Source organism: Clostridium frigoris (assembly GCF_018861865.1).
GTDB classification, from domain to species: Bacteria; Bacillota; Clostridia; order Clostridiales; family Clostridiaceae; genus Clostridium_AD; species Clostridium_AD frigoris.
Window position 1 is genome coordinate 96,979 of the sequence record NZ_JAHLDV010000004.1, and the last position, 15,827, is coordinate 112,805.

A 15,827-nucleotide genomic window follows, 5' to 3' on the forward strand; every position below is an offset into this window, starting at 1 on the left:
ACTTGTATAAAATTATATTTATAATTTATGTTACCTAAAAACTTGATTTTGATTACCAAATACAGTTACAAACTTAATGGAGTATATATCACACATTATTAAATTATCAGTATTACTTTCTTTAAGGACAATAAAACTAATTCCAACTTCTTGTAAAAGTCCTTGTCTATCTTGAAATATATTAGTTCCAAGTAAAAAATCTACTCTTACATATTTACCAATTTGAGATTGCAACCAGCCTTGATTATAGAGTGGATTATTTACTATAGGTGATGTTGGGCCAAGATCGAAAGCTTGTGTACTAGATGGTGATGGATTAGTAGGAGAAGATTCTGGCATAGGCCCTTGCCTTGAAGCATCGTTCATGCCGAATTTTGGCATAGGAGTCATTGGCGCCGGCGAAGAGGGTGAATCAGTATTCCACATTTGGGATTGATTAAAATTATTTGGTGGTGATATAAACATAAAATAGCCTCCTTAAAAATTATATTATTGTTTGAATATTGTAAGTTCAATTTTATTTAAGTAGTGAAATAGCGTGCTGTTGGATTATAAAAGCAATGCTTAGCAACGGAAACTTGAAATGTACCACTACCATTGAATGGGAATTCATATGGACAACCAGGCAGAAATGGATTAAAATACCATAAAGACTCACCTGTTGTATATAATCTATGTCCAGATAAAGCCCAGTCAGCAATATCATAATGTATTTGCTCTGGTGGACTAGACCAAATTGTTTGAGGATTAGCCATGCCACCAAGTACAGAAGATACACAATCAAATTGTCCTGTTTGAAAAATAACTTTTCTTAAATCGCCTTGACCTATTCTAAGATATTCACCATCGGCTACATTAACTCTGTTCATAATTACAGAGGCAACAGCTTTCATTCCATTTTCTCCCTCCCCACCAGCTTCACATTTTATTATTCTAGCCAATAATTCTCTAGCACTGTAAGCCATCTTTAGTCATCTCCTCAATTCGTTTTACAGTATTATTATATTCATAATGTTAATAATGGTACTTAAAAAATGAAAAAAACATTGTTGTAAATTTAGTAATATTATCAATAATATTATCTATAATATATGGTAAATTTATTGGAAGTTTGGTACAATTGCATTGTATTTGTAATCTTATTTTAAAGACAATATTATTTGTGATAAAATCACAATAGCAAATATACAAGAGGTGGGTTATGTTAAACAGTGGTGATATATTAGATAATAAATATGAGGTAATTAGAACACTAGGAAAAGGTGGAATGGGTGTTGTTTATTTATGTAAAAATACAAGCCTTGGCAATCTTTGGGCTATAAAAGAAGTAATACAAGGTAAAAAAAATATAGATATTTTAACGGAAGCTAATATTTTGAAAAATTTAAATCATCCAGGTATTCGGAAAATAATTGATATATTTTATGCAAATAACAATTTATATATGGTTCAGGACTATGTAGATGGACAAACCTTAAAGGAATATGTTAATGCAAATGGTAGAATACAAACAGAAAAAATATGTAAGATAGTATCTGATTTATGTGATATTATAGGTTATTTACATAATCAAAATCCTATCATCATATATAGAGATATAAAACCGTCTAATATAATGATAATGACAAGTGGAAAAGTTGTGTTAATAGATTTTGGTATTTCTAAAGTTTATAAGACAGATATGTCACAGGATATAGATATGATATGCGCGGGATCTAGTGGGTATGCAGCTCCAGAGCAATATGGTTCAGGAAAATGTTGTATGCAAACAGATATATATGGAATTGGAATGTTAATATACTTTATGATGAAAGGGAGGACTCCGTATACAGGCATAGAGCCTCTTTTGGACGAAAACTATGGAACGGAAATTAATGACGAGTTAAAAAAAATAACACAAAGGTGTGTTAAAATTGATATTAATGAGAGATATGCTCTAGTTGAAGACTTGAAAGAAGCTATTTTACAAATATCACCAGAGGATGAATATGAAAAATTAGAGAACCTAAATGATCTTAATATCAGTAAAAATGTCATTACTAAAAAAGTTAATATTAAAATTATAAATAAATCTATGTATGAGAGTTCTATTAGAGTATTTTTTTGCTTTACATTTGTAATTATAGCAAGTATTTATATTTTGTATGGGAATAAAAAAGAAAGTACAATTGTGAATACGGTAGATAGAAATGGAATAATTAGTCCTATAGTAGGGTCATCAAATATAGAAGAAAATGCTATAAAGAAATTTATAAAGAAACCGACGACGAAAATTATTGTAGTTCCGATAAAAGGAGTGTCTAGATCAATAACCGAGCGTGGCAGCAAGGCGTTAAAAAAGAATATACCATTTTAGTAAAGTCGTATTAAGTAAAATTAATTGACAATTATGGGATTATCTTGTATAATCTCTAATAATGGTTTCGATTGCATAATCTGTTATTGAGATTTGTCATAATATAATGCTATAATAATATTATTGAAAAATAATACGAAAAATTATGATGATTTTAAAACAATTAATGTGGGGGAATAATTATGAGAAAAAGAATATTACAATTACTTATATCAATTGGGTTAACTATGTCGGTAAGTATGTCAACAATAGCGGCACCATTATCACAGCAAAAGGATTCATATGGTATAGCACAGAAGAATTCTGACAAATTAGAGATATCTATTGAGACTCTAGATTTCAATATTGAAAATATATACTCTGGAATTGACAAAGCAAAATATGATATCATTAATACACAAAAGAAAATAGATCAAACTACGAAAGATATATTAGTTGCACAAAACAATATAAAAGGTGAAGAAACCCTATTTAATGATCGAATGAGAGTCATGTATATGAATGGTGCAGAAAGCTACGTAGAAATATTACTTGATTCAAATGGAGTAGGAGACTTTATCTCAAGAGTAGAGAATATAAAAAATATTGTAGAGTATGATAACAAAATTATTAAGGAATTAAACGATAAAAAAGAAGCTATTGAGGCGACAAAAAAAGTTCTAAGTAATAATAAGATAAAAGTTCTAGCTTTAAAGGTTGACAATGAAAATAAATTGGACAAGCTTAGTGCAGAGAAAAAAGTACAAACCAAGTTAATTGTTGAATCTAAAAAGCAGCAGGAATTACATAAGAATGGATTAGCGCAAACTTCTAAATATGAGGTTGCAATGAATACGCAAAGTGTTAAACAGATTACTCCATCAAGAGGTAATTTGGTAAGAGATATCGTGAAGACCGAACCTAGTAATAAAGAAAGTACATCAACTAGTTCAAATGCGATAATAGCATATGCTAAAACATTCTTAGGAACTCCATATGCATGGGGAGCTAATGGTCCCAATACATTTGATTGTTCAGGTTTTACTAAATATGTGTATGCTCATTTTGGAATTGGTATGGGTAGGACTACATATGATCAGATAACTCAAGGTAAATATGTTTCTAGAGAAAATTTACAAGCAGGAGATTTAGTCTTTTTTGGAACAGGAAGTCCTCATCATGTTGGTATTTATGTGGGAAATGGTTCATATATACATGCACCTCAAACAGGTGATGTAGTAAAAATATCACAGATGACAAGAAACGATTATATGTCAGCAAGAAGATTTAAATAAGAAACCGTACAATAATAACAAAATGAATAGATAAATTTATTTTTTTCTGTAATTAGCAAGAAGAAGGTCAACCATCGCACTATAGCTTTTTATGCCAGATCTCTGACTTGCAGATTTAAGATAAGTGTCATTGATTTCTTTACTAATTTTTTCAATACGACCGGAATAACTTTCCCAAAAGTTTTCATTATATATCATATCATTAAGCACACCTTTACTACAAAATGAAAACAGTTCCTTATATTTTTGAGGATCATATTGTCTTAATGAGTTAAGTGAATATGTTAATGCTGCAAGTGTACCAGAATATTTAAAATTTATATCAGGATTATTTATGCAGGCTATATAAGCAATAAAGTTTGCTTCATCTTCCTTTGCAAATCCTATTTGATGAGCCATCTCATGAGAAGTCGTAAAAGGCAGATATGAATCAGGTTCTGACATATTAATATTTGCTTCACTTGTAAAGGGGAAATAAAAACCTGTAATTCCTGTATAACACATTGGATGTGAGAGTAATATGCCTTTAGGTATTCCATAAGTCCCTTTTAATATTACGTATTGTAATGAGGCTTTATCATACCCTAGGTGAGCATTTTCTAAAATAACTTTTTTGTTATAGGGCAGTTTCATTACACCATTTTTATTTTGACTTATTTTCTCCCTTAAGTCATTTGAACTAGTTATAAGGTCTTCACATAGATGCGCAAGTTCATTTGTTGTTGAATTATGAACATTTAATTTGAGTGTTTTGGCTAGTGGAAGCCTTTGATAGTTAAAACCCCATAAAAGTTGAAATGAAAAATATATTAGTCCTGATGCAGCAAGTGTATTTAATAACAAATTTTTTATAATCTTTCTTCTTTTAGTTTTATGTTTTAATACATTAAAAATTGTTTTAGAAATATACCATAATACAAACGTTGAAAAAGATACAATTATATATTCCGCAAGAGAAAATGGTAGATATCTTGTAATTGAACTTAAAATAGTAGTGATTATTTCGTACAAAAATAAAGAATAGTATTTTTCTGTAATATTAGGAAATATTCTTGATAGCTGAGTAAGTAGAATACCTAAGGGTAAAAGAGAAATCAAAAAGAACTGTTTTTTAGTTAACGACTTCTTCACAAAAATACCTCCTCCTTAATATATTTATAATGCCCTTTTTTAAATAAATATATTAAATATAATTTATTATAAATAAAGCTCCATGTAAAAATTTTACTTGAAGCTTTTTATATAACTATTTTTCCTTCAATAAATCTCTGATTTCACATAACAATATTTCCTCGTTGGAGGGACCCTTTACAATTATTTTTTCAGCTTTATTTTTTTGAACTGATTGTATAACTTTTATAAAAATAAAAAGTGAAAATGCAATTATTAAAAAGTTTATTACGGATTGAATAAATAATCCATAATTAATTGATACAGATACTCCACCAGATATGGATGAGGGTATATTATATTTTAAACTAGAAACATTAATTCCACCTATTATTATACCAAGTATAGGAGTTATAAGGTCATTAACTAAAGAAGCAACTATTTTAGAAAATGCACCGCCAATAACAACGGCTAATGCTAAATCTAAAACATTTCCTTTAAGAGCGAATTCTTTAAATCCTTTAAACATATATGTAACACGCCCTTCCAAAGTATGTTTAAGCAAGATATATTATTATATTTAATATATTAACTATACTATTTAGTTATATCGTATTTCCAAGAAGATATCCCGCGACTTAAATGGTATATATTTTTGAAATCATTGTCTATTAATGTATCTACGGCTATTGGGCTTCTTCTACCAGATTCGCAATAAACAAGTACTTTCTTTTCTTTATATTTATCAAGTTCATCCATCATTGACATAAGAACTTGAACTGGAACAAGCTTTGCTCCTTTAATATGACCATTATCATATTCCTCTTTACTTCTTACATCTAAAATAACAAATTCTTTGTCGTCTTTTATAAGATTATACGCCTCTTTTGCATTTACATTTTTAACATTTGAATCAAACATAATTTATGCCTCCTCTTGAAGAAAATCTATAACCTTATTATATCATCTCATAGATAGTAAAAGATAATAAATATAAGAATCAGTAAATAAAAAGGTTAGCCGTTTTATGAACTAGTGTAAAAATTTATTTAGTTATACTTGTAGTAGATGAACTTCTGCTTTTAATCTCTGCTAAAATAAAAACACCTAAAGGTATTATAACTTCAAAAACAAGAGAATAATATGGGTATACATTAAAAGCCCAAAATGACATTTCCATGGTACTTTTGTATAGAATAAAAGAGAAGCTTAACATCAAAAGAGCTACAGGGGTTGCAGTAAATTTGTAATCATTAAATCCGAAAACCTTTGAAATTCCATTACAAACTGCAAAAGTACATATGCTTACTTTAACAAAAACACAGATTAAAAATGCAATAACCACTAAAATTTCAAGTCTTTGAAGCATGGGTCCCAGGTGAATAAGACTTACTATCATGGTAGTAGGAAAATATATCCTAGATATGGCCTCACTCCCTAATACTATAATATTTCTTAAGGTTGCTAAAAATATAATTCCGCCACCTATGAGTAAGCCTACTATAAATGTTTTATTGTAATTTTTAATTTTAGATACATTTGAAAAAACCATTGTAAAAACTACTGTTTCACCAAAGGGAAAACTAAAACTTGATAAAGTACCGTTTAGAAGTGGTGCTAGACCATTATTTAGGATTGGCTTTAATTTATTAATATCCATGTCGGATATTAAAAATACAGTTAAAAATATAGATATTATCATTACAATCCAAATAAAAAACTCAGACCATCTTCCTAAAACTTCAATACCAGCTTTTAGACACCATATAAGTAGCATAGTTAAAAAAAGCATAGGTACTACCACTGGAGTGTTAGCAAATATTAAAATATTAGTAAATTCTGATATGTTTCTAAGTACTAAGGCTCCAACATGAAAGGCGAACCATATCATTAATAGGCTTATAATTTTACCAGCGAATTTCCCCATGACAATTTGAAGAATATCAAATAAATCTTTTCCTGGATATAAAGATAAAATCCTAGAAAACATAAGTAATAGTATAATAGAACATGAAATAGCAATAATTACTGCAATCCAGGCATCTTGTTTTGCAGCACCTCCAGATCCTATTAAAAAGGTACTTCCTATTATAAAAAGCGTTACAAGTATAATACCTTGCCTCTCAGATATAATTTCATTTTTCATTTAAACCTCCTACAGTATTTGCTGAGATTATAAATAGTAAAAATATTAGTCGCTTTTACCAAATATTGAAACTACAATGTCTTTAATTGTATTGGATGGACTTGGTATCTGAACGCCTAAAGATAGTAGAATACTAATTGTCATTGAAAATATAATCAAAGAAAAATAAAAGATTGTTTTGCCATTATTTTTTTCTTTTAATAGTGAAGTACCCTCAAAAAACATTACTATGATATATAAGATTATTATAAGTAAAAACATTTATATATTCTCCTTCAATTATTTGCCTATATAAATAGGCTTTATTGTTTTATTACTTCCCTTTATTTCTACGTGTACATTAACTACAGTCTTTATGTCCTTGAAAATATCTTTTCCGTTTTTATTGTAATCTTTAATGATTTTTGGCTTTTCTTCATTAAATTTTTCTCCGAAGCCTAGAACATCGCTGTCATAATTATTTTGTAATTTACTAATTAAATTTTTTATCTGAGACCCAATATTTTTTTCTGCTTCATGCTGAAGTGTTTCTAAGTTTTCTTCTTTCATGAAATCGTTAGTCCCTTGGATTTCATGAATACTTAGAGTGGGGTAAACATCTATTATCATTGATACTGATCCATTGTTATAAATTGGGGTTAGTTTAGTTCTATTATCATTTAGTTCTAAGGTTACGTTGGTGTTTGAGCCTGAAACATTTACTAAAGTAATTAATGCTTGTTTTATTTTATTTTTAATCATAAGCATATATAGGGTTTCGTTTCCATCTATGTACCCAACAAGCTTATCTGATTTAAAAATAGCACAACCTTCTACAAGGGGGAGAATATTACCATCACTAAGTTTATTTTTAACTGTAGTTACTGCTTCGGACTTCCCGGGGGATGATAATCCATCTACAAATGACCATACCATTGAATTAGTAAATTTAGAAAGAATACTCCAAGAATTCATGGTATCATCAAGATGAAAGGAAGTTACTTCATTAATCTTAACCTTAGTCTTTAAAATTTCAGAAGCCGTATTACCTTTTGCTATTAATAGCCACATATCTGGTCTAACAAAGTTGGATCTATTAGTCCAATCAATTGCAGGAATTATACCCCCTCTTGCTATGGAATCACTTATTATTATAACTTTAGAATCACTCCAAAAAAGTCTTAATCCAGTCTTTTCTATCGTATCTCTAACTGCACTAAATACACTGTCACCTTCAGTCGTGAAAATCTGAGAACTAATGATTGAGGATACCCCTTGAGCTTGCGTGGTTATAACTTCTGTAGTCAGTATATATTTATTTGTTACCATATTTTTATCTAATGCCATACCAGCTACTATTGCTAATGTATCTATCTCTCTATAGTTCCAGCATCCACATAATATAATAGGGCATATAAGTATTATAAAAATTATATATGATATTTTTTTTTTCATTTAAATGCCCTCTTTCATCGTTTTTTCATACGTTTTTTATTTTTCGTAAACATCTTTGGTCTTAAATACATATTCCACCAGGGAGCCCTAATTATCGTGTCTTTTACATCTTGAGTTGAAAATGAAGGAACATTAGTCATATAAGGTATACCAAAGGAACGTATTGACATCATATGAAAAACTAATCCCATTACTCCAAAGATGTAGCCATATAAACCTAGGAAGGAAGATAACAATAAGAAAATTATACGGATCTCAACTATTCCCAAAACTTGAGGTAACATAAGACTCGCAATTCCAGTTATAGCAGTAATTATTACTACAGGGGCACTTACTAGTCTTGCGTTAACAGCAGCATCACCAAGAACTAGGGTGCCTACTATAGTAATTGCTCCACCAATATATTTAGGCATTCTAAGACCTGCTTCTTTAAGTATTTCGAAAGTTATCATCATAATCATAGTCTCTACAATTGAAGGAAAAGGAGCTCCTTTTCTTGCAGAATATATGCTTATAAGAAGTGGAGTTGGAATAAGTTCTTGATGGAAGGTTACAAGTGCAACATATATGGCTGAAACACTAGTACCAATAAAAAAACATAACCATCGCAGGAATCTGACAAATGATGAAAATAAAAAATTATCATAATAGTCTTCGTTGCTTTGAAAAACTTCAACGAAAATACTTGGAAGAGTTAAAACAACAGGACTACCATCGCAGATAACTGCAAATTTCCCCTCGAGAAGTTTACCTGCTACCACATCAGGCCTTTCTGTATTAATGATAGTCCTAAAGGGAGAATAGGGAGCATCTTTAATAATTTCTTCTATATAACCAGAATCTAAAATTCCATCAATATCAACATTATTAAGCCGTGTCATTAGTTCTTGATGTATGGGTTCTTGTGCTATTCCTTCGATATAACATACACATATTTGAGTTTTAGTTTGTTTACCAATTCTCATAAATTCAAATTTCAAGTTAGGATTAATAATACGCCGCCTAATAAGTGTAAGGTTTAAATTAAGAGATTCTGTAAAGCCTTCACGTGGCCCCCTAACTATAGTTTCTGATTGGGGTTCTGAAATTGCTCTTGTTTGCCATCCAATAGTATTTATAGAAAGTACTTTACTTAAACCATCTATGAAAAGTACAGTTTTTCCATAAATTATTCCATTAACAATATCATCAATAGAAGTAGTTTCTTTATTGTCTGCGGTTAAAAGTACCTTTTTTATTAAAATATCAATGATGTTATTATTGTTAATACCAGATATATCACTTAAAAAAAGTGGTTTTATAATATCCTCATTAATTGCTTGTAAATTTGCCATACCATCAATGTATATAAGCATGCACTTGATGCTAGTAGGTTTTTCAATCAGTAACTCTCTATATACGACTGTTGTATCATTAGTAAAAATATTTTTTATTATATTAACATTTTTATCTAATGATTGTGTTAGTTTTACATCTGAAAAGTCATTTGTATTCATAAATTAAACATCCTTTATATTATATTAATTTACATCATAAATATATTTTATCCAAGTTATAACGATTTTACTCATATAGTATAATAGTTAAAATTTATTCATTAAAATAGATTTAGTTAATATACTTAATAATGAAAATTAATTTTAGGAGGTAGCTTATGTGTGTTGAATAAGCATACAACCAATGAAGTGCTTAATACTTCGCTACCTGTGGTTGCGGAAATAACAATATATACGTTAATGTCTATATTTGATTTAATGATGATAGGCAAATATGGTGGTAATATAGCAGTAAGTGCTGTGGGGTTAAGTAATAATTTAACAAATGCATTTATAGAAATATTTATTTTAGAAGGATTTTGTATAAGTATTGTTTCATTGGTTTCTAGAATGGTAGGTGCTGGGCAATATAAAACAGCTGAGAAATTTGCGTCATTAGGATTTATATTAGGAATTGTTTTTTGTTTAATTATTACAATAGTGGTTTTTTCATTTGGCAAAGAGTTTCTTTATTTACTTGGTGCTAGGAATGATATACTTAAAATAGGATATTCGTATATAAAGATAAATTCTGTAGCTTTATTTTTTTTCATGAGTATGAGACTTTTAAATTCTATTTTAATAGGATATGGAAATACTTTTATACCGTTTATATGTTCTTTAATTGTAATATTCGTAAAAATCATTTTGAATTATTTGCTGGTTTTTGGTATTGGGTTTAATACAAGGGGAATAGATGGGTCAGCGATAGCATCTACAGTTGCTTATTTATGTGGATTCGTTTTCTGCTTTTATTATACTGTATTTAAATCGCAAGTTAAGTTTAAACCATTCTATATTTTTTCTATCTGTTTTAATGATATAAAAAAAATACTAGTACTAGCTATTCCATGTTCCATGGAAGAAGCAGCATTTAGTATTAGCAAGCTTATGTGTGTTGCTATTATAATTAAATCTGGGAGCATTTCATTTGCATCTGATTCAATAGCTAATATGATAGAAGGAATTTCGGTTATGCCAAGTATTGGTTTTGGCATTGCGGTTATTACTTTAGTAGGTATGAATGTAGGAAAAAGAGATTATAAACAAGCAAAAAAAGTTGCGTTTAACTGTGCATTTTACGCCGCTGCTATGATGAGTATATTTGCAATAATATTCTTATTTATGCCAAATTTTCTGGTGAATTTATTTGTAAATAATAATGAGAAGAGAGTTGCTTATTTAGCAGGGAAATGTCTTGCAATTGGAGCCGCAGAGCAACCATTTATAGGATTATCATTAGTATTTGCTGGTGCACTCAAGGGGATAGGAGATGTTAAAAGTCCATTTTTTATTAGTTGTTTTACAAGCTGGATTATAAGACTACCATTAACATATTATTTTATTAATATGTTAAACTATCCAGTTACAGCGATTTGGTGGATAACTGCATTTCAATGGGGAGTAGACGCTCTACTTATGTTTAGCTTATTTATTTATAAATTCAATAAAGTATCAAATAGTTCAAAATCTTATTTTTTTAATAAATAAAGGAGCTTGTTTTTTAACAAGCTCCTTTTAAAATATATTTATCTTAACTATTCTTTGTAATTTGAAAGTGTTGTATTAGCAGCTTGCAATGCAGATTGCACCTGATTTAAAGTGTTTTGAATTTGTTGTTTGTTTTCTGCTTTTTCTACTGTATTCACCGCATCAGTTAAACAAGTAGCTGAAGTTTGAAGTTGTTGGCAAACGTCTTGAACGTGTTGTTTTGCATTTTTTTGCATTTAAATTCCTCCTTAAGTTCTTATTAGTACAATTATAGTATGAGGTTTTAGATGAAAAAAAATACTTATATAATGAAAATATATTTAATTTTTTTTATTTAATGGTTTTTTTTTAGTAAATCCATCAATGCAAGATACGAGTTCAGCTATTTCAGGCTTGCTAAGTTGAGCATCTGCGCCAACTGCCTCTCCTTTATGTTTTAAATCACTTGTAATTAATGAGGAGAATAAAATAACTGGTAATTTTCTAAGAATAGCATGTTCCTTAATTTTACGTGTTAAAGTATGTCCATCCATTTGTGGCATTTCAATGTCAGTTATAAGAACCTGCACATCTTGTATAAATTCAATTCCCTTTTGTGAGACTAAATTCAATAAATAATCTAAAGCTTGTTTTCCATCATTAAATATTTTTAAGTTAATAAAGCCGGCTTTAATAAGAGTATCATTTAATAATTTTCTAATTAAAGGAGAATCATCGGCGAGGACTAGTTTAACATTGGATCTATCTCTATAATCTATGGAAGCGACCCTGTCCTCACTAATTCCAGTAGAAGGGCTGATATCAGTAACTATTTTTTCGAAATCTAGCATTAATATTATTTTGTTGCTTAGAACAATATTCCCGATGACTAGTGAATTGGTAGATATATCATCTGGCTTTGTTATTTGTTCCCATTTAATACGATGAACACCTACGATACTATCAATACTAAAGGCTACTTCAATTTTGTTAAATTCACAAAGAATGATCGGTGATTCAATTTCATTTTTATGCTGTTTCTCTAAAACGTATTTTAAGTCAATTAAGGTTATTATTTTATCTCTATATAGTGTAAGGCCTGCTATGGCAGGATGTGATTCAGGGAGTTTAGTTAAATTGTTTGCATGAATTACTTCTTTAACTTTTATAATATTAATTGCATAAAATTTATTATTTATAATAAATTCAAGTATTTCAACCTCGCCAGTTCCAGATTCTAAGAGTATATTATTAGTATTCATATTTTCCCTCACTTTCAAATAGGTATATAGATAGTATTTTGTAAAAACATATGTACTTAATATCTCGAACAGAACTCATATAACTTTACATTAAAATGAAAAGTCGAATTTAAAAATAATAAAATAGAATATAAAAGTGAAATTGTTAAGCTAAATATGGTAAACTGTATAGTACGTAGAAAAATGTTAACAACATTATTAGAGGGTGAAGTAAATTTGATATTAAATGGCGGATGGATAGAAACTACAGAAGGTATGCATACATTTATATTATGGGGCGAAAGTGGTGAAACTAAGTGTACAAGAAGAGGTAGAAAACCTAAAAATGCGCTTCCACTATATGAAAAAATGTCTTCAGTTATTGAACTTAGAAGTATTATTAAAGAGCAAGCAATAGATATAAAACATGGAAAATATAAATACGATTTTGAATCTAAAAATCTTATTAAGAGAGAAATTAGGGGGATTACTTTTAATAATTTAGATGCATTTAATATGATTTTAAATATAGATAGAAACAACCTTTACGAAATTGAGGTATCAAGGGAATTAAGATTTTGGATTATAGTAGCTAAATTTACAGCTGAGCTAATAATAAAACATAAATATTTACCATCATTAACTATTGATAGGATAAATAAAAAAGTGAATTCTCAGTGGAGATGGCATACAAGTGATCCAGAGTATATTGATAAAAAAAAGATTTTATGTAGAAACATGCCTGTGACTTGTAAATCATATTTCAATCTAGAAAATCAAGAATTCGTATACACAAATAGTACTAAAGTGGTAAGCAATTTTATGGATTCTATGATTGATAGTATGGTTAGAAGTAGTTGCATCGGTATAAACAATGAGACTAATAATTTAGAGAATAATTTGAGTAACTTAAGCAGTGATTGGATGCGTTCTCTTTTCTCAGAATTACCGGAGATGCCTATTTCCAATAGTGATCAGATTAAAATGCTGAAAGAGTATAAGAAATGGATAGAACCTATAAAGCTTAAAAATAATAACTTTAAATTTCGAACATGTTTTAAGGTTAATCCACCAAAACGAGAAGAGGATTGGACAATAGAGTATTTGCTTCAAGATAAGGATGATCTTAGTCTTATGCTACCAGCAAAAATGATCTTTGAGGAGTCTGTTGATACAATAACATATTTGAATAAAAAATTTAATAATCCCCAAGAAAGGTTACTTGAGGATTTAGCGGTAGCATCAAAGATATTTATTCCTATTGAAAGAAGTCTTTACGATGCAGTGCCGATAGAATGTAAGTTATCCGAGGAGGAAGCTTATTCATTTTTAAGGGAATCAGCCTATTATTTGAAGGAGAAAGGGTTTGGTATTATAACACCGGCTTGGTGGAAAAAATCTTCAAGGCTTTCTGTTAAATTAAAGGATAAAAAACACACTACTAATACTAATTTAGCGGTAAAGAGTACATTCAATATGGATACTATTCTTGAATATGATTGGAAATTGGCATTAAATGGAAATGAAATAAGTGAGAAAGAATTTGATAAAATTTCAAATCTTAAGGTGCCATTTATCCAGTTAAGGGGACAATGGGTACAGGTTGATATACATCAAATTAAGTCACTTGCTAAGATGAAAATGAACAAGGGGCTTAATGGAAAGATTCCTATGGGTGAATTATTAAGACTTAACTTAAGTGATGAAGAAATAATTCCTGGAGTTAGCGTTGATAATATGAATAATCAAGAGGCTGTTGGGCATTTTTTTGAAAAATTATTTAATTTAAATAATATAAAACAAGTTGCTATTCCAAAAGGATTCATAGGTACTCTTCGTGAGTACCAAAAAAGAGGCTTTTCATGGTTAACATTTCTTAGAAACCATGGTATAGGAGCCTGCCTTGCTGACGATATGGGTCTTGGAAAAACAGTACAAAGCATATGCCTTATGCTTTATGAGCGGGAAAAGGGGCTAACTGATAAACCGACCTTAATAATATGTCCCACATCTGTTGTGGGAAATTGGGAAAGGGAAATCGAAAAGTTTGCACCAGGTCTTAAATCTGCAATTCATCACGGAAATAGCAGGTGGAGTTATGAAACTTTTAGCAAAGAAATACATAAAAACGAGGTGGTTATTACAACCTATGCGCTAATAGTAAGAGACCGAGATTTATTTCAAAAGGAAGAATGGGCAGGAATCATATTAGATGAAGCACAAAACATTAAAAATAGTGCATCAAAACAAACTCAGTATATAAAAACACTTAAAGCAGAATATAAAGTTGCATTAACTGGAACACCAGTTGAAAATAGACTCTCAGATTTGTGGTCTATTATGGACTTTTTAAATAAAGGGTATCTATACAATTGGTCAACATTTAGAAGTGAGTTCGCGGTACCAATAGAGAGGGATGGAGATCCTAAAAAAAGTAATAAATTGAAGAAGATAATTTCACCATTTGTATTACGAAGACTTAAAACTGATCTAAATATTATTCAAGATTTACCAGAAAAAATTGAAACGAAGGAATATGCATCTTTAACAAAGGAGCAAGCTACTTTATATCAAGCTGTAGTGAAGGATTGTCTAAATAAAATAGATGATTCTGAGGGAATCCAAAGGAGAGGTCTTATTATTTCTTCATTAACAAAATTCAAGCAAATTTGTAATCATCCAGTACAGTTTTTAAAGGACAATGGCGAGATTGAGGGTCGGTCTGGAAAACTTGAAAGATTACTCGAAATGCTAGAAATTGTTATTGCAGAAGGGGATAGATCCCTGGTATTTACTCAATTTGCAGAAATGGGACATATTTTGGAGTCTGAGATTGAGAAAAAATTAGGAGTGAAAACATTATTTTTACATGGAGGAACGAGCAGAAAGAAAAGAGAAGAATTAATCAATATATTTCAAAGTGACACGAGTGAGCCTATAGTATTTATATTATCACTAAAAGCTGGGGGACTTGGTTTAAATCTAACAAAAGCTAATCATGTATTTCATTTTGATAGATGGTGGAATCCAGCTGTGGAAAACCAGGCAACGGATAGGGCTTTTAGAATAGGGCAGCTTAAAAATGTACATGTGCATAAATTCATATGCATGGGAACTCTTGAGGAGAAAATAGATCAAATGTTAGAGCGGAAACAGGCACTTGCTGAAAGTGTAGTGTCAACAAATGAAAATTGGATATCAGAGATGAGCAATAAGGAGCTCCGCGAGTTATTTGTATTAGAACATAACAATAAAGCATAA

Annotated in this window: 15 protein-coding genes; 4 read left to right on the forward strand and 11 right to left on the reverse strand. The window is 29.7% G+C overall.

Annotation, left to right across the window (positions count from 1 at the left end; translation table 11 throughout):
- Positions 1-30: 30 nt before the first annotated feature.
- Complete coding sequence (locus KPL37_RS03225) at positions 31-465, reverse strand: hypothetical protein (protein WP_216145993.1); 435 nt, start codon at positions 463-465, stop codon at positions 31-33.
- A gap of 56 nt (positions 466-521) precedes the next feature.
- Positions 522-965 carry a cell wall hydrolase gene (locus KPL37_RS03230; protein ID WP_216145994.1) on the reverse strand — a complete coding sequence of 148 codons (444 nt, stop codon included), beginning with the start codon at positions 963-965 and terminating at the stop codon, positions 522-524.
- 236 nt (positions 966-1,201) lie between these two features.
- Here KPL37_RS03230 and KPL37_RS03235 point away from each other — a divergent pair, with 236 nt between their 5' ends.
- Complete coding sequence (locus tag KPL37_RS03235) at positions 1,202-2,356, forward strand: serine/threonine-protein kinase (protein ID WP_216145995.1); 1,155 nt, start codon at positions 1,202-1,204, stop codon at positions 2,354-2,356.
- Positions 2,357-2,538: 182 nt separating this feature from the next.
- Positions 2,539-3,630, forward strand: a complete 1,092-nt coding sequence (locus KPL37_RS03240) for a C40 family peptidase (protein ID WP_216145996.1) — start codon at positions 2,539-2,541, stop codon at positions 3,628-3,630.
- Positions 3,631-3,666: 36 nt separating this feature from the next.
- Here KPL37_RS03240 and KPL37_RS03245 read toward each other — a convergent pair whose 3' ends face one another.
- From KPL37_RS03245 to KPL37_RS03275, 7 genes are all read right to left on the reverse strand, one after another.
- The gene (locus tag KPL37_RS03245) at positions 3,667-4,761 is read right to left on the reverse strand and encodes a DUF3810 domain-containing protein (protein WP_216145997.1); all 1,095 of its coding nucleotides are present in this window, start codon (positions 4,759-4,761) and stop codon (positions 3,667-3,669) included.
- Between the two features lie 115 nt (positions 4,762-4,876).
- The gene (mscL, locus tag KPL37_RS03250; RefSeq protein ID WP_216145998.1) at positions 4,877-5,269 is read right to left on the reverse strand and encodes a large-conductance mechanosensitive channel protein MscL; all 393 of its coding nucleotides are present in this window, start codon (positions 5,267-5,269) and stop codon (positions 4,877-4,879) included.
- A gap of 68 nt (positions 5,270-5,337) precedes the next feature.
- Entirely contained in the window at positions 5,338-5,661 is a 324-nt protein-coding gene (locus tag KPL37_RS03255) for a rhodanese-like domain-containing protein (protein ID WP_216145999.1), read from the reverse strand.
- Positions 5,662-5,785: 124 nt separating this feature from the next.
- Complete coding sequence (locus KPL37_RS03260) at positions 5,786-6,886, reverse strand: GerAB/ArcD/ProY family transporter (protein WP_216146000.1); 1,101 nt, start codon at positions 6,884-6,886, stop codon at positions 5,786-5,788.
- A gap of 45 nt (positions 6,887-6,931) precedes the next feature.
- Positions 6,932-7,147 carry a hypothetical protein gene (locus KPL37_RS03265; RefSeq protein WP_216146001.1) on the reverse strand — a complete coding sequence of 72 codons (216 nt, stop codon included), beginning with the start codon at positions 7,145-7,147 and terminating at the stop codon, positions 6,932-6,934.
- Between the two features lie 18 nt (positions 7,148-7,165).
- Entirely contained in the window at positions 7,166-8,320 is a 1,155-nt protein-coding gene (locus tag KPL37_RS03270; RefSeq protein WP_216146002.1) for a Ger(x)C family spore germination protein, read from the reverse strand.
- A gap of 14 nt (positions 8,321-8,334) precedes the next feature.
- Complete coding sequence (locus KPL37_RS03275) at positions 8,335-9,816, reverse strand: spore germination protein (RefSeq protein WP_216146003.1); 1,482 nt, start codon at positions 9,814-9,816, stop codon at positions 8,335-8,337.
- 162 nt (positions 9,817-9,978) lie between these two features.
- Between KPL37_RS03275 and KPL37_RS03280 the strand changes: the two genes are divergently transcribed.
- Positions 9,979-11,346, forward strand: coding sequence for an MATE family efflux transporter (locus tag KPL37_RS03280; RefSeq protein WP_216146004.1), 1,368 nt, complete (start codon positions 9,979-9,981; stop codon positions 11,344-11,346).
- 47 nt (positions 11,347-11,393) lie between these two features.
- On the opposite strand, the gene KPL37_RS03285 is transcribed toward KPL37_RS03280, so the two are convergent.
- Positions 11,394-11,582: a hypothetical protein gene (locus tag KPL37_RS03285; RefSeq protein ID WP_216146005.1), complete on the reverse strand. Its 189-nt coding sequence runs from the start codon at positions 11,580-11,582 to the stop codon at positions 11,394-11,396.
- Between the two features lie 84 nt (positions 11,583-11,666).
- Positions 11,667-12,587 carry a chemotaxis protein gene (locus tag KPL37_RS03290; RefSeq protein WP_216146006.1) on the reverse strand — a complete coding sequence of 307 codons (921 nt, stop codon included), beginning with the start codon at positions 12,585-12,587 and terminating at the stop codon, positions 11,667-11,669.
- Positions 12,588-12,743: 156 nt separating this feature from the next.
- Here KPL37_RS03290 and KPL37_RS03295 point away from each other — a divergent pair, with 156 nt between their 5' ends.
- Positions 12,744-15,827, forward strand: coding sequence for a DEAD/DEAH box helicase (locus KPL37_RS03295; RefSeq protein WP_216146007.1), 3,084 nt, complete (start codon positions 12,744-12,746; stop codon positions 15,825-15,827).

Coding starts and splice junctions, on each gene's coding strand:
- KPL37_RS03235 (WP_216145995.1), top strand. CDS start 1,202: ATGTTAAACAGTGGTGATATATTAGATAATAAATATGAGGTAATTAGA.
- KPL37_RS03240 (WP_216145996.1), top strand. CDS start 2,539: ATGAGAAAAAGAATATTACAATTACTTATATCAATTGGGTTAACTATG.
- KPL37_RS03275 (WP_216146003.1), bottom strand. CDS start 9,816: ATGAATACAAATGACTTTTCAGATGTAAAACTAACACAATCATTAGAT.
- KPL37_RS03260 (WP_216146000.1), bottom strand. CDS start 6,886: ATGAAAAATGAAATTATATCTGAGAGGCAAGGTATTATACTTGTAACG.
- KPL37_RS03290 (WP_216146006.1), bottom strand. CDS start 12,587: ATGAATACTAATAATATACTCTTAGAATCTGGAACTGGCGAGGTTGAA.
- KPL37_RS03225 (WP_216145993.1), bottom strand. CDS start 465: ATGTTTATATCACCACCAAATAATTTTAATCAATCCCAAATGTGGAAT.
- KPL37_RS03265 (WP_216146001.1), bottom strand. CDS start 7,147: ATGTTTTTACTTATAATAATCTTATATATCATAGTAATGTTTTTTGAG.
- mscL (WP_216145998.1), bottom strand. CDS start 5,269: ATGTTTAAAGGATTTAAAGAATTCGCTCTTAAAGGAAATGTTTTAGAT.
- KPL37_RS03270 (WP_216146002.1), bottom strand. CDS start 8,320: ATGAAAAAAAAAATATCATATATAATTTTTATAATACTTATATGCCCT.
- KPL37_RS03230 (WP_216145994.1), bottom strand. CDS start 965: ATGGCTTACAGTGCTAGAGAATTATTGGCTAGAATAATAAAATGTGAA.
- KPL37_RS03295 (WP_216146007.1), top strand. CDS start 12,744: ATGGTAAACTGTATAGTACGTAGAAAAATGTTAACAACATTATTAGAG.
- KPL37_RS03255 (WP_216145999.1), bottom strand. CDS start 5,661: ATGTTTGATTCAAATGTTAAAAATGTAAATGCAAAAGAGGCGTATAAT.
- KPL37_RS03285 (WP_216146005.1), bottom strand. CDS start 11,582: ATGCAAAAAAATGCAAAACAACACGTTCAAGACGTTTGCCAACAACTT.